Below are 14,015 nucleotides of genomic sequence, written 5' to 3'. Positions count from 1 at the left end.
TAAAACTTTTTACTTAGATTATTGTCTAGCTCCAGCGCCTAGCCCCTCGAGACGTTTCGATCCGCCCGATGAAGCCAAAGAACGACTTCACTGGTCGGCCCTCCAGCGCTTGTCGGGGCTGAACGATGCGCTTGCGCTTTTTGTTCTTTTGAATTCTGTGTTAAAGAATCCTTTTTTTCTCGAAGCAAACTAAATAAAAGCTTCTTGATTCATTTTGTGATAAAATGTAATGGAAAGAAATCCATTTTAGGGAGTTTTCGCCATGATTAATCTTTACAGCGGTGAGTTTTTGGAAGTGTCAATTAGAGATGTAATGATACCTTCCGAACGCGTAGCCCATGTCCAAGTCGGCAATAGCCTTGAACATGCTCTTCTTGTTTTAACAAAGAGTGGGTATACTGCGATTCCAGTCCTTGATTCGCATTATCGTTTAATGGGTTTAATCAGTACACCTATTATAATGGATTCAATTCTCGGCCTGGAGAGAATCGAGTTTGAGCAGCTTGAGAAAAAACGAGTCGAAGAAGCTATGAATTCGAAAATACCAAGAATCAACATTCACTCAACTCTACAATACTCCTTAGACCTTCTTATAGATCACCCTTTTCTCTGTATAGAAGATGACTCAGGATTATTTGAGGGAATACTGACACGACGGACTGTATTACTAAAATTGACAAAGCAAGTAAAAAGGTATAATAAGAAGTAGATCATAAGGCAGCTCCCGGATACGGGGGCTGAATTTTTTACTGGATAAGAAAGCATAAATTTATCCACTTAGATTAGTGTCTAGCTCTAGCGCCTAGACCCTCGAGTCGCTTTTCTAGTTCGCCTCCTAGAAACTCCGAAACTTTAACTCCGCCGGCAGAAGCAAAAACTCGCTTCTTTGTCAGAGTCTCCAGTTTCTGCGTTTCTGGACAGTCGGCTATACTTTTCGATTTGGGTCCACCCGATGAAGTCAAAAATCGACTTCACCGGTCGGCCATCCAGCGCTTGTCGGGGCTGAGCAAGGCGCTTGTGCTTTTCTATTAGAGGTGTGCAAATGGGACAAGCGGAACAAAAAATGAACAAGAGGGTGACGAAACGCTCTTTTGTCCTGGCGACGGTTATGCTTGCCATGTTTATGGGAGCTGTTGAAGGAACGATTGTTTCTACTGCTATGCCGGCAATCGTAGGCGATTTGGGCGGTTTTGCGTTATATAGCTGGGTTTTCTCTGCGTATTTGCTTATGAATGCAGTTACTGTTCTTATCTATGGGAAATTATCCGATTTATTTGGCAGGAAACCAATTTTAACATTCGGGATTATTGTATTCTTGATAGGTTCGATTCTTTCAGGGACTGCCGAAACGATGGAAATGCTGATTCTATATCGGTTCATCCAGGGTTTTGGAGCTGGTGCAGTCATGCCTATTGCAACCACAATTGTAGGGGATATCTATTCAAGGGAAGAAAGGGCGAAGATACAAGGGTATCTCTCCAGTGTATGGGGAATTTCAGCTGTTTCGGGACCGGCGCTTGGAGGCTTGCTGGTGGAATATGCAAGCTGGAGATATGTTTTCTGGATCAATGTCCCACTCGGTATCCTTGCGATTGCGGGTCTCTGGCTCTATCTACATGAAGATATTGAGAAGAAGAAGCATAAGATTGATTATCCCGGAGCAGTGCTCCTTACTGTGGCGATAAGTTCACTGATGATTGTCCTTGTCGAAGCGGGAGCAAATTGGGCCTGGACATCCCCGAAAACGATCGGCCTGATCGGCTTGAGTGTTCTGACATTGATCCTCTTTATTTTCCAAGAGAGAAGGGCAGAAGAGCCGATGATGCCATTTAATATTTGGCGTGAACGGTCCATATTCATTGCGAATATGACTTCCTTGACTACCGGAGTCATGCTGATTGGTATTTCAAGCTTTTTGCCTGCCTTTGTACAGGGAGTCATGGAGAGGTCCCCGATTGTGGCTGGCTTTACCTTGACGGCCATGTCAATAGGTTGGCCGATCGCAGCGGCTGTAAGCGGTCGCCTGCTCTTGAGTATCGGCTATCGCAAGACTTCTCTATTTGGTGGTGCTGCATTAATTCTCGGAAGTATTCTATTTGTCACCCTGAAGCCTGAAGCAGGTCCATTATGGGCTGCAGCAGGGTCGTTCTTCGTTGGAGTGGGGATGGGTCTTACAAGTACGGCATTCATTGTTTCCATCCAAAGTACAGTTGCCTGGCAGCAAAGAGGAATCGCAACGGCAGCCAATATGTTCATGAGGAACCTGGGCAATACAGTGGGAGCTGCCTTGCTTGGTGGAGTACTTAATAGCAGCATCTTGAGCTATATGAAAAAGAATGGAGCAGAAGAACAGGATCTGACAATAGATACAGCCAATATCCTGCTCAATGAATCAGAGCGGATGAAGCTACCGGCAGAGTTGAAGTCAATTCTTCAGGATGCACTGACAAATGCACTTCATTCTGTTTACATTGTCGTATTCATTTTTGCTATAGTAAGTTTGCTGTTCATCTTATTCCTGCCAAAAAAGGAAAAAACTGCAGAGTGATCTGCAGTTTTTATTGGTTAAGGAATTTGTAAAGTTATTAAGTTTTGTATTCTCCATGTAATTTTCTTAATCTAGCTCCAGCGCCTAGCCCCTCGAGACGTTTCGGTCCGCCCGATGAAGTCAAAGAGCGACTTCACCGGTCGGCCCTCCAACGCTTGTCGGGGCTGAACAAGGCGCTTGCGTTTTTCTTACTATAATGTAAAAAGATAAAATTTCATTTATAATATAAGAAAATCTTATTAAGAGGTTCAATTATGTCATCTATTTCAGAGTTTCACCTGTTATCAGTGCTTGCGCAGGAAATGAATATGAGGAAGGCGGCGGAGAGATTATTTGTATCCCAGCCAGCTTTGTCACAGCGACTCCAATCGCTCGAGAAAGATTGGGGCACAAAGCTTTTCCTTCGGTCCCAAAAAGGGCTTACCTTAACTCCTGCGGGAGAGGTCGTAATTCAATTTATCAATGAGACAATTGCGAGAGAGGAAAAAGCCAGGGAATCAATCCATGCATTAAATTCCGAGGTGTATGGAACTCTTAAAATAGCTGTCGCTTCGATTGTTGGTCAAAATTGGCTGCCACAGGTATTGAAGAAATATGTAAACCGTTACCCTCAGGCGAAAATTTCGCTTGTTACTGGGTGGAGCAGTGAAATATCAAAGGCACTATATGAAGATCAGGTGCACATCGGAATTATCAGAGGCACCCCAGACTGGAAAGGTGTCAAAATCCACTTATTCAAGGACAGTCTGTATTTGGTGGACACGGAAATAACAAGCCCTGAACAAGTACTGGATACAGACCGGCCGTTTATCCAGTTTAAAAGTGATTCTAACTACTACCAGGAAATCCAGGATTGGTGGTTACGGCAATTCCAGACAGCGCCAAAAAGGACAATCATTGTAGACCAGATTGAAACCTGCAAACAAATGACCTTTAACGGCATTGGCTACGCAATCCTTCCGGCAATAACTCTTAATGGGGCGGAAAAGGACATTTTTAAAGTCCCGCTCCACGACGAAAACAATGAACCATTGGGTAGGGACACCTGGCTTCTTGGCTATGAATCAGCCTTCCGGTTAAAGCAAGTCCAGGCCTTCATTGACATTGTCAATGAACACATAGTTGAATCGAAGAAAACAGATAAATAGTTTTTCTTGTTTTAAAAACTTTTGTTTGTTAAAGTAATTTTTAGAAAAGGCTGTTTCCGCGCTGTCCCTTCAGCACATTAATTCTAGAGCAACTTGTTAACGGAAAGATGCTGAGAGTACATACATAATTGGAGGTTAAGTTTATGAAAATGATGGATGCTAATGAAATTATTTCGTTTATTCAAAATAGCAAAAAAGCCACTCCGGTAAAGGTATATATTAAAGGCGACCTGGAAGGAATCGACTTTGGAGAAAATTCCAAGACGTTCATTGCAGGCAACACAGGAGTAATTTTCGGAGAATGGTCTGAAATCAATCCGGCAATCGAAGCAAATCAGGCTAAAATCGAAGATTATGTCGTTGAAAACGACCGCAGAAATTCAGCTATTCCATTGCTGGATATGAAAAATATCAAGGCTCGTATTGAACCTGGCGCAATCATCAGGGACCAGGTGGAAATCGGTGATAATGCCGTTATTATGATGGGTGCTTCAATTAATATTGGCGCTGTTGTAGGCGAAGGTACTATGATCGATATGAACGTTGTACTTGGCGGACGTGCAACAGTAGGAAAGAACTGCCACATCGGTGCAGGTTCTGTGCTTGCTGGCGTTATCGAGCCACCTTCAGCGAAGCCAGTCATAGTTGAAGATGATGTTGTAATCGGAGCCAACGCTGTTGTCCTTGAAGGCGTAACAGTAGGCAAGGGTGCAGTTGTTGCTGCAGGCGCAATTGTCATCGAAGATGTGCCTCCATATACAGTGGTAGCTGGAACACCAGCACGCGTCATCAAGGAAATCGACGAAAAAACGAAGTCAAAAACTGAAATCAAGCAGGAGCTTCGCCAGCTTTAATAGGAGGATTGAAAGCGTGGATATTAGGTCCGCGCTTTCTTTTATAAGGAGAGAACAGTATGGATTTTGCTAATTTCATTAAAATCAGAAGAGATTTGCATCAGATTCCTGAACTGGGCTTCAAGGAGTTCAAAACGCAGGCCTATCTGCTTGATTATTTAAGCAGTCTCCCTCAGGACCGCTTGGAAATCAAGACATGGAAGACTGGAATCTTTGTCAGGATAAAGGGAAGTAATCCAAAGAAGACGATTGGTTACAGAGCAGATATCGACGGTCTTCCGATCACTGAAGCAATAGGTTTGGAATTCAAATCAATTCATGAAGGCAGATGCATGCATGCGGTCATGATTTTCATATGTCCATTGCCCTTGGATTGATTTCATACTTCGTTGCTCACCCGATTGATGATCATCTGCTGTTCATTTTCCAGCCTGCCGAGGAAGGACCAGGTGGTGCTGAGCCAATGCTTAAGACTGATATCATGCAGGAATGGAAGCCTGATATGATCATAGCTTTGCATATTGCACCCGAATATCCTGTTGGAACGATTGCAACTAGGGAGGGGCTGCTTTTTGCCAATACTTCAGAGCTGTTCATTGACCTTGAGGGGAAAGGAGGTCATGCAGCTTATCCGCACCAAACAAATGATATGGTCGTTGCAGCTTGCGCTCTTGTGAATCAGCTTCAGTCAGTCGTCTCAAGAAACATTGATCCTCTCGACAGTGCTGTAATAACGATTGGCAAGATAACCGGAGGTACCGTGCAAAACATCATTGCGGAAACATCAAGACTTGAAGGAACCATTCGAACACTGTCCGTTGAATCTATGGCAAGAGTGAAACAAAGAATCGAGGCACTGGTCAAGGGAATCGAAGTAGGGTATCAATGCAGGACTTCGATTGACTATGGGGCCATGTACCATCAAGTTTATAACAATGAAGAACTGGCACGGGATTTTATCGCCTTTGCTGAAAAAAAGGAAAATATCGATGTGCTAGTTTGTAAAGAAGCCATGACTGGCGAAGACTTTGGTTATATGCTTAAAGAGATTCCTGGCTTCATGTTCTGGCTAGGAGTTAATTCGGAGTCTGGTCTTCATCATGCCAAGCTGGACCCAGATGAGGACGCCATCAAGACAGCGATTGAATTGTTGACAAAGTATATTGAATACAAAAGCAATTAAACCTATGATATTGTCAATCCAGCTTTAATGTGTCAGTGAAATTGACTTTCCAAAAAAAGAGGTGTTCGATATGAGATTGCGTCAACCTATGCCTGAAATATCCGGAGCCACTGATTGGCTAAATGGAGAGTTTACTAAGGATCAGCTGGTTGGTAAAAAGCCGACATTGATCCATTTTTGGTCGATCAGCTGCCATCTATGCAAGATAGCGATGCCATCGGTGAATGAACTTCGTGATATTTATAAAGATCGACTGAATGTGATGGCTGTACATATGCCCCGATCCGAAAAAGACATGAATATGGAAGAAATTAAACAAGTGGCAGCAGAACATCAGATTTCACAGCCCATCTTCATTGACGATGAACATAAATTGACAGCAGCCTTAGAAAACAAGTACGTACCTGCTTACTATCTCTTTGATAGAAACGGTCTGTTAAGGCATTTCCAGGCTGGCGGCAGCGGATTGAAGATGCTAGAAAAGCGCGTGGACAGGGTACTCGAAGAAATGGAAAAATAGAATGAAGTAGACCTCGCGTATTCTAACGGACATATTTCTTCAGAATGAGCATGAGTTTGTCTGATAGAGCCTTTCTGACGGACACATTTCTTCATAAGGATCACGAGTTTGTCCGATAAAGACATTTTAACGTACAAATTTCTTAATAAGAATCACTTCTTTGTCCGTTAGAGTAATTCTAACGGACATTTTTCTTGCTCATTATGGATTCTTCCATCGAAAACTATTCCAGCTGTTCTTTACTCATTAATATCAGACAATTCTCATATACAAAAAAATAAAAAAATTGCGACAAAGTACTGGAAAAATATTTCGAAACTCGATATATTAATGTATACGTGCTTTTCTTTTTGTTAAGGTTTTCCAAAGTTTTTCGTAAAGTGATGACTTTTACCAAGAGCACAACAAGGCTTCGCGAAAAAGAAACATTCTAGCCAAAAGAAGAATCTCTAAATTTCCAAAGGGGGGATATGAATGGAGACATTCAAAAAATTAAAGGAATATTATTGGCCTTATAAAAATTACTTTATTTGGTCAATATTATTTATGTTGATTGTAACGGCAATTACCGTTGTTTACCCGGTGATCCTGCAGCTTACAATTGACGAAGCCGTCATTGGAGGACGGTATGAGCTAATTCCGCTGCTGGCTGCCGGATTTGTCGGATCGATGGTCGTGAAAGGGATTTGTACCTACATTTATCAATTTACAGGGGACCTGTTCGGAATTCATTCTGTCTATAAGCTGAGAAACTCTCTTTATGAAAAGCTTCAGTTCCTTTCCTTCCGATATTACGACAATGCGAAGACAGGGGATTTAATGTCAAGGCTTACTGCAGATGTAGAAGGCTTCCGCTTCTTCCTAAGCTTTGGCTTTTCTGAGTTGATTCGTTTTGTCCTCTTAATTGGTATTAGCTTTTCTGTTATGTTCTATTATTCTATTTCATTGACTCTTGTCACTCTTGCGACACTGCCGTTCCTTGCTGTAGTTGTATATAAGTTTGACAAGGCAGTCCATCCAGCGTTCAGAGGCATAAGGAAATCGTTTGGGAAACTGAATACGAAGGTCCAGGAGAATATAAGCGGAATCAACACTGTTAAATCGCTTTCTCGCGAAGATTATGAGATTGGCAGATTCAATGCATCGAATGGAAATTATAAAGATCAATATTTATTCACTTCGGAAATTTGGGCTAAGTATTTTCCGTTAATGGAGTTTTTGGGTAATTTAAGTGTTGTCCTGCTTTTAGGATACGGCGGCTTCCTTGTCATGAATGAATCTTTGCTCCCAGGGGAGTTGGTGGCTTTCTACAGCCTCGTTTGGTACATCATGTGGCCAATCATGAACCTCGGATTCGTTGTGAACCTATTTTCCCAATCAAAAGCATCAGGTGAAAGATTACTGGAAATCCTCGAGTCTGATGAGGAGATTGAAGAGAAGCGAGGTGCTCTGGAAGTTGAAAAGCTTTCAGGGGAAGTAGAATTCAATGATGTAACACTCCGCTATGGAGATGACGAAAATGAAGCTTTATATAATATATCTTTTAAGGCACGACCAGGTCAGACAATTGGCTTAATTGGATCAACTGGTTCAGGAAAAACAAGCATAACCCAACTGATGACAAGGTTTTACGAGCCAGTCGATGGCCAGGTTCTCGTTGATGGCCTGGATATAAAGGATTATTCTCTCCGTTCACTTCGCAGCAATATAGGGATTGTGCTTCAGGAATCTTTCCTATTTTCATCCTCGATCAAAGCCAATATTTCTTATGGCAATTCAGATGCAACAATGGAGGAGATCATTGCAGCCGCCAAACGGGCCCAGGCACATAGTTTCATTATGGAGCTTCCGGATGGATACGAAACAATTTTGGGAGAAAGAGGTATGGGGCTCTCTGGAGGCCAAAAGCAAAGAATTGCGATTGCCAGGGCGATTTGTGTGAATCCAAGTATCTTGATCCTGGATGATGCCACAAGCGCAGTAGATATGGAAACTGAATTCAAGATCCAACAAGCATTACTCGAAGTTATGAAGGGACGGACGACGTTCATCATCGCACACCGCATTTCTTCCCTTAAGCATGCAGATGAAATTCTCGTACTCGAAAATGGATCAATTACTGAGCGAGGAACTCATGAACAATTGATAAAGAATGGCGGCACATATCAAAAAATTTATGATATACAATTCAAAGATCGCGAAAAGGTATCGCAAACTGGTTGATTTAAAACTCAAAAAGATTGATATCTGTTTGTGATTTTGGTCATAGCACCAATTATCTACAATGTACAGGGGGGAAGGTTTTGAGCAAGAAAAGAAACTCTAAAGTTTTGAATAGGTTCCACTATTCTACTGACCAGGTTATTGATAAGCCTTTTAACTGGAAGCAGATGACAAGGCTTTTCGGTTATATGTTGCCATACAAGAAGAATCTTGTTCCGCTATCGATTGCTATGGTATTGATCACGACAGCGGTAAGGCTGGTGATCCCTATCTTGATCGGGATTTACACGCTTGACAGAGCTGTTAAAAACAAAGATGCCAACATGCTTCTTTGGCTTGTTGCACTTATAGGAGGGCTATATACGGCTTCCTATGTAGCGAATTTTTTCAGAATCCGCTGGATGAACCAATTGGGCCAGAATGTGATATATGATTTGCGCAAACACTTATTTACTCATGTGCAAAATCTCTCCCATCGTTTTTTTGACCAGCGTTCAGCTGGATCAATACTTGTACGGATCATGAATGATATCAATTCGCTCCAGGAATTGTTCACCAACGGGGTCATCAACTTATTGATGGACATTGTTCTGCTGATTGGTATTTTCTTTATCTTGTTCTCGTTAAGTCCGCAGCTTACACTGGCAATCATGATTATCTTACCGATCATGTTCTTGATTTCAACAAAGCTGAGGAAAAATATCAGACGCTCCTGGCAGGATGTCCGCATGAAGCAATCCAAGCTAAATTCCCACCTTAATGAAAGTATCCAGGGAATCAGGGTTACACAATCTTTTACTCAGGAAAAGGAAAACATGGCGTTCTTTGATGGAGTCAACGATGAGACCTTCCAGAGCTGGAAGTCGGCTTCACAGAAAAATGCGATGTTCCGTCCGATGGTTGAACTGACCAACGCGCTTGGAACAGCTGTCTTGATTTGGTATGGAGCAAGTTTAATCCAAAATGGAACAATCTCAATTGGTGTATTCGTTTCGTTTGCCTTCTATCTTGGTATGTTCTGGGAACCAATCTCAAGACTGGGTCAGGTGTATAACCAGTTATTGATGGGAATGGCTTCATCGGAACGAATCTTCGAGTTTCTTGATGAGAAGCCAATTGTTTCTGAGTCAGATCAGCCGGTCGAACTTGAGGATATCCGCGGTGAAATTAAATTTGAAAAAGTGGTCTTTTCATACGATGATAAGCGAACAGCGCTAAAGGGGGTCAGCCTAGAAATGAAGGAAGGCCAGACTGTTGCCCTGGTAGGCCATACTGGGTCAGGGAAGACGACAATCGCCAATTTGATCAGCCGGTTTTATGATCCAACATCAGGAAGGGTATTGGTTGATGGTCATGACCTAAAAGAAGTCTCCATAGGCAGTCTTAGGAAGCATATCAGTATCGTCTTGCAGGACACTTTTATTTTTTCTGGAACGATCTACGATAATATTCTTTTTGGCAGGCCGGATGCAACAGAGGAAGAAGTAAGAGCCGCTGCTGAAGCGGCCGGGGCGTCAGAGTTCATCAAGAAGCTGCCTAATGGGTATAAAACAGAGGTGGAAGAAAGGGGTAATATCCTTTCAGTAGGTGAAAGACAACTGCTTTCCTTCGCCAGGGCATTGCTAGCCAATCCAAGGATCCTGATTATGGATGAAGCGACGGCCAGCATCGACACAGAAACGGAAGTGAAAATCCAAAAGGCATTGAAAACCCTGTTGAAAGGCAGAACGGCAATCATCATAGCTCACAGACTGTCGACCATCAGGGAAGCAGATAATATCTTCGTACTGGAGAATGGTATGATCATCGAGCGAGGCAATCATGCTCAACTTATGGAGCTTGAGGGAGAATATCATGATCTTGTCAAAGCACAATTCAATATGCTAGATGCAGTATAAATGTTGAAAGCCTTCTTCGTGAAGGCTTTTTTTGTAATTAAAATTAATTAAGAGCAATACTGTGTCGTGATGCTGCCACTTTCTCAGGCAATCTGTAACTTTTTAACAGAGTTACCGTCATATTCATAAATAGACATGTTTCAAGGGGGCTTTTCATTGTTAAAGAAGATGTTTTTTATGTGTCTTATGTTTTTTTTTCTACTTGCCGGCTGCAGTGGAGGTATGTCACAGGATGATAGTGAAAAGAGTGCTGATGGTGACATGAATTCTAGCATGGAAAATGTCAGTGAAAATGAAATTGGTTTTTCACAAGAAGATAATGTGGGAGAGGATTCAAAAGCAGAAGGGCAAACCAGCATAGAGACAGATGAAGCGGCTGCTCAGCGGATGGTCATCTATAATGCCGAAATGGATATCAGAGTGGACAACTTTGAAAAAGCACGCAATGCTCTTGAACAGAAAGCAAAAGCGTACAACGGATATATTGTACAGTCCAATTCAAACCGATTTGATGGCGAACAGCAAAGTGGCACGATGACGTTCAGGATTCCCCAGGAGCATTTTAATGCGTTCTTGAATGATGCTGAGGGCCTTTCTATTCAAGTTAATAATCGCCACGTAAGCGGGCAGGACGTTACGGAGGAGTATGTTGACCTGGAATCTCGAATGAAATCAAAGAAGGCAGTTGAAGCGAGGCTGCTTGATTTCATGAAGCAAGCGCAAAAAACAGAGGATCTTTTGAAAATATCCTCCGATTTGGCAGATGTCCAGGAACAGATTGAACAAATAGCGGGCAGAAAGAAGTTTCTCGAAAACCAGACAGCACTTTCGACTGTAACCATCACCCTGCAAGAAAATGAAGTGCCAGTTTCGAAAATAGATAACGACAGCCTGAACACATGGCAGAAAATAAAGAAACAATTTGCTGATAATATTAACATCCTGCTGGCAGCAGGTTCAGGAATCATTGTATTCCTGATTGGAAACTTGCCTATCCTCTTGATTGTAGCGGCCATTGTGGCTGCCATCTTATATTTTGCAAGAAAAAAGGCAGGACAAAGACAAAATAATAATATTGATTCCAATAGTTAAAAACTAGAAGTGCTGGAGCTGGATTAAGAAATCAAATATAGTTAACCACAACGAATTATTCATTAATTTTTTTAAACAAAACAACCAAAAAACCGTTGCTGAAAATCGCAACGGTTTTTGCTTATACCTCCATAATAATCGGCAGGATCATTGGACGGCGTTTTGTTTTTTCATAAAGGAAAGGTGCTAGAGTATCATTGATTTCATTTTTGATTTCTGACCACTGAGTCGTTTTTCTTTCCATCACCTTATTTAAGTGCTTATTAATTAAGCTCTGGGCGTCGTTAATCAAGTCACCGGACTCTCTCATGTAGACAAATCCGCGTGAGATCAGGTCTGGGCCTGCTGCAATTTTAAATTCCTTCATATTGATGCTTACCACCACAACAACAAGGCCTTCCTCGGAAAGGATTCGGCGGTCGCGAAGAACGATGTTTCCGATATCGCCAACACCGCTTCCATCGATGTAAATGTTGCCGGAAGGAATCTTGCCAGCGACGCTAACTTCATTATCGCCAAGGGCAAGTACTTCACCGTTATCCATGATGAAGCAGTTCTCTTCAGGAACTCCACAATCAGTAGCGAGTTTCGAATGCATCTTCTGCATGCGGTACTCACCATGGATTGGCATGAAGTATTTTGGTTTGATCAGGCGAAGCATCAATTTCTGTTCTTCCTGACCACCATGACCCGAAGTATGGATGTCATTTAATGATCCGTGGATAACATCAGCACCAGCACGGGAAAGCATGTTGATTGTCCTGTTTATGCTGATGGTGTTACCAGGGATTGGTGAAGACGAGAATACAACTGTATCGCCAGGCTGAATTTGGATTTGGCGGTGTGTACCGTTCGCAATCCTTGATAAAGCAGCCATCGGCTCGCCCTGGCTTCCAGTGCAAAGGATTGTAACCTGGTTAGCAGGGAGTCTGTTGATTTGCTGCCCCTCAATGAATGTATCCTTTGGCGCAGTGATATAGCTAGTTCTTGTCCGATATTGATAGCTGATTCCATGCTTCGCCCGAATACTGCAACTTTTCTGCCGTTAGCAACTGCCGCTTCCACAACCTGCTGCAGGCGATGGATATTGGAAGCGAAAGTAGCGAAGATGATCCGTCCATCCACTTTTCGGAAAATATCATGAATGCTTTCGCCAACACGGCGCTCAGACATCGTGAAATGAGGAACTTCGGCATTAGTGCTGTCCGATAGCAAGCAAAGGACACCTTCTTTGCCGATTTCAGCCATTTTGGTTAAATTGGCTGGCTCGCCTACTGGTGTAAAGTCAAACTTGAAATCGCCAGTGTGGACGATTTGCCCAGGAGGAGTTTTCACTACGACCCCATATGAATCAGGGATACTGTGCGTTGTCCTGAAGAAAGTGACTGATGTTTTACGGAACTTGATGATATTGTCTTCTTTAATTTCGATCAGCTTTGCTTTTCGCAACAGCCCATGTTCTTCAAGCTTGTTTCTGATCAGGCCAAGTGCAAGTTTGCCGCCATAAATAGGTACATTGATTTCACGCAGCAAATAAGGAATGCCGCCGATGTGGTCTTCATGGCCATGTGTAATGAAAAGGCCTTTGATTTTGTCCTCATTTTTTATCAAGTACGAATAGTCAGGAATAACATAATCGATTCCGAGCAATTCATCCTCTGGGAATTTTATGCCGGCATCAATCAAGACGATTTCATCCTGGAACTGTATTCCGTAAGTGTTCTTACCAATTTCGCCTAATCCACCGAGCGCGAAAACGGCTGTTTGGTCATTTTTAACGAATTTCATAAATTATTCGATCTCCAATACTTCAAAGTCTTCTTTTTGCTTCTCGTACTCAAAATAGTTACCCTCAACTGCCTCGATATATTCAATATTATATTGGCGGTCAGCTATTTTTGTCCGTACCTCTCTCTCAGAGTCAGCTTTTACATAAATGGTGTGCGTTTTCTCGCGAACTGGTACTTGCTTGTTTGATTCCTGGAAGTATACTTTAAAAATCATTAAAAATCTCTCTCCTTGAATTAAGTTTTTCTATTTTATAGGCAATTTTCGATGAAACGTTTTTACAGGTTTATGCGATTCCGGGTTTGAAAAAACCAAAGATAGACGAACTCAAATAAGTAAGGTAAAGCATAATTCTGTCAAAACAATATTCGAAATCAGCCATATATAAAAATTAACAATGTTACCATTGTTATTATCCATCCTGCCATGTTTTCCGCTATTAACCAATTTACAATAAGGAAGGAGCCCTTCGCAAGTTTGAAGGGCTCAAAAAGTTAAGCGATTGTTTTTTTTCGAAGCAAATCTTTCCACTGTTTTAAAAGCTTCTTTCTTAGCTTCTTTAACATAGTGGATCATCTCCTTAGTTCTTATTTTAAACTATCCTTGTCCAAAGTAAAGTAAACAAGGAAAAGTTTAGGTAAGATTATTTTTCAATTTCCTATCTCTTTGATTATATTATATGATGAAATAGCAAATTTTTTCATGGTTATTGATGGAATGACATAAATTGTCATTGTTTAGACACAGTTTTTCATTTCTTA

Annotated in this window: 11 protein-coding genes and 2 pseudogenes; 10 read left to right on the top strand and 3 right to left on the bottom strand. The window is 41.9% G+C overall.

Annotated elements, in window-relative coordinates:
• Both JCM21738_RS26180 and cbpB read left to right on the top strand, forming a co-directional pair.
• On the top strand, positions 1 to 193 hold a 193-nt coding region (locus tag JCM21738_RS26180; RefSeq protein WP_243463073.1), incomplete at its 5' end, for a hypothetical protein.
• A gap of 69 nt (positions 194 to 262) precedes the next feature.
• Positions 263 to 709, top strand: coding sequence for a cyclic-di-AMP-binding protein CbpB (cbpB, locus tag JCM21738_RS18185; protein WP_023615088.1), 447 nt, complete (start codon positions 263 to 265; stop codon positions 707 to 709).
• A gap of 143 nt (positions 710 to 852) precedes the next feature.
• Here the strand turns inward: cbpB and JCM21738_RS26870 are convergent, their stop codons facing one another.
• Entirely contained in the window at positions 853 to 975 is a 123-nt protein-coding gene (locus JCM21738_RS26870; protein ID WP_256360214.1) for a hypothetical protein, read from the bottom strand.
• Positions 976 to 1,042: 67 nt separating this feature from the next.
• Here JCM21738_RS26870 and JCM21738_RS18175 point away from each other — a divergent pair, with 67 nt between their 5' ends.
• From JCM21738_RS18175 to JCM21738_RS18140, 8 genes and pseudogenes are all read left to right on the top strand, one after another.
• Positions 1,043 to 2,548 (top strand): MDR family MFS transporter, encoded by a 1,506-nt coding sequence (locus JCM21738_RS18175; RefSeq protein ID WP_023615086.1) that lies wholly within the window; start codon positions 1,043 to 1,045, stop codon positions 2,546 to 2,548.
• A gap of 254 nt (positions 2,549 to 2,802) precedes the next feature.
• Positions 2,803 to 3,696, top strand: a complete 894-nt coding sequence (ccpC, locus tag JCM21738_RS18170) for a transcriptional regulator CcpC (protein ID WP_023615085.1) — start codon at positions 2,803 to 2,805, stop codon at positions 3,694 to 3,696.
• A 143-nt stretch (positions 3,697 to 3,839) separates the two neighbouring features.
• Positions 3,840 to 4,550 (top strand): 2,3,4,5-tetrahydropyridine-2,6-dicarboxylate N-acetyltransferase, encoded by a 711-nt coding sequence (gene dapD / locus JCM21738_RS18165; protein ID WP_023615084.1) that lies wholly within the window; start codon positions 3,840 to 3,842, stop codon positions 4,548 to 4,550.
• A gap of 59 nt (positions 4,551 to 4,609) precedes the next feature.
• Positions 4,610 to 5,733, top strand: a pseudogene (locus tag JCM21738_RS18160) (N-acetyldiaminopimelate deacetylase).
• A gap of 70 nt (positions 5,734 to 5,803) precedes the next feature.
• Entirely contained in the window at positions 5,804 to 6,253 is a 450-nt protein-coding gene (locus tag JCM21738_RS18155; RefSeq protein ID WP_023615082.1) for a TlpA family protein disulfide reductase, read from the top strand.
• 474 nt (positions 6,254 to 6,727) lie between these two features.
• Positions 6,728 to 8,476, top strand: a complete 1,749-nt coding sequence (locus tag JCM21738_RS18150) for an ABC transporter ATP-binding protein (protein ID WP_023615081.1) — start codon at positions 6,728 to 6,730, stop codon at positions 8,474 to 8,476.
• 80 nt (positions 8,477 to 8,556) lie between these two features.
• A complete protein-coding gene (locus JCM21738_RS18145) occupies positions 8,557 to 10,374 on the top strand; it encodes an ABC transporter ATP-binding protein (RefSeq protein WP_023615080.1) in 1,818 nt (605 codons plus the stop codon).
• Between the two features lie 222 nt (positions 10,375 to 10,596).
• The gene (locus JCM21738_RS18140; RefSeq protein ID WP_243463072.1) at positions 10,597 to 11,466 is read left to right on the top strand and encodes a DUF4349 domain-containing protein; all 870 of its coding nucleotides are present in this window, start codon (positions 10,597 to 10,599) and stop codon (positions 11,464 to 11,466) included.
• Positions 11,467 to 11,587: 121 nt separating this feature from the next.
• On the opposite strand, the pseudogene rnjA reads toward JCM21738_RS18140, so the two are convergent.
• Both rnjA and JCM21738_RS18130 read right to left on the bottom strand, forming a co-directional pair.
• Positions 11,588 to 13,254: pseudogene (gene rnjA / locus JCM21738_RS18135) on the bottom strand (ribonuclease J1).
• Positions 13,255 to 13,257: 3 nt separating this feature from the next.
• Entirely contained in the window at positions 13,258 to 13,470 is a 213-nt protein-coding gene (locus JCM21738_RS18130; protein WP_023615077.1) for a DNA-dependent RNA polymerase subunit epsilon, read from the bottom strand.
• Positions 13,471 to 14,015 lie beyond the last annotated feature (545 nt).

Source organism: Mesobacillus boroniphilus JCM 21738 (assembly GCF_000517385.1).
Lineage (GTDB): Bacteria > Bacillota > Bacilli > Bacillales > Cytobacillaceae > Mesobacillus > Mesobacillus boroniphilus.
Note: the sequence above shows the minus strand (reverse complement) of the source record. Positions and strands in the feature narration are given on the sequence as shown.

Excerpts from the sequence above, each read along its gene's own strand:
- cbpB (WP_023615088.1), top strand. The coding sequence starts at position 263 with ATGATTAATCTTTACAGCGGTGAGTTTTTGGAAGTGTCAATTAGAGAT.
- JCM21738_RS18175 (WP_023615086.1), top strand. The coding sequence starts at position 1,043 with ATGGGACAAGCGGAACAAAAAATGAACAAGAGGGTGACGAAACGCTCT.
- ccpC (WP_023615085.1), top strand. The coding sequence starts at position 2,803 with ATGTCATCTATTTCAGAGTTTCACCTGTTATCAGTGCTTGCGCAGGAA.
- dapD (WP_023615084.1), top strand. The coding sequence starts at position 3,840 with ATGAAAATGATGGATGCTAATGAAATTATTTCGTTTATTCAAAATAGC.
- JCM21738_RS18155 (WP_023615082.1), top strand. The coding sequence starts at position 5,804 with ATGAGATTGCGTCAACCTATGCCTGAAATATCCGGAGCCACTGATTGG.
- JCM21738_RS18150 (WP_023615081.1), top strand. The coding sequence starts at position 6,728 with ATGGAGACATTCAAAAAATTAAAGGAATATTATTGGCCTTATAAAAAT.
- JCM21738_RS18140 (WP_243463072.1), top strand. The coding sequence starts at position 10,597 with ATGTCACAGGATGATAGTGAAAAGAGTGCTGATGGTGACATGAATTCT.
- JCM21738_RS18130 (WP_023615077.1), bottom strand. The coding sequence starts at position 13,470 with ATGATTTTTAAAGTATACTTCCAGGAATCAAACAAGCAAGTACCAGTT.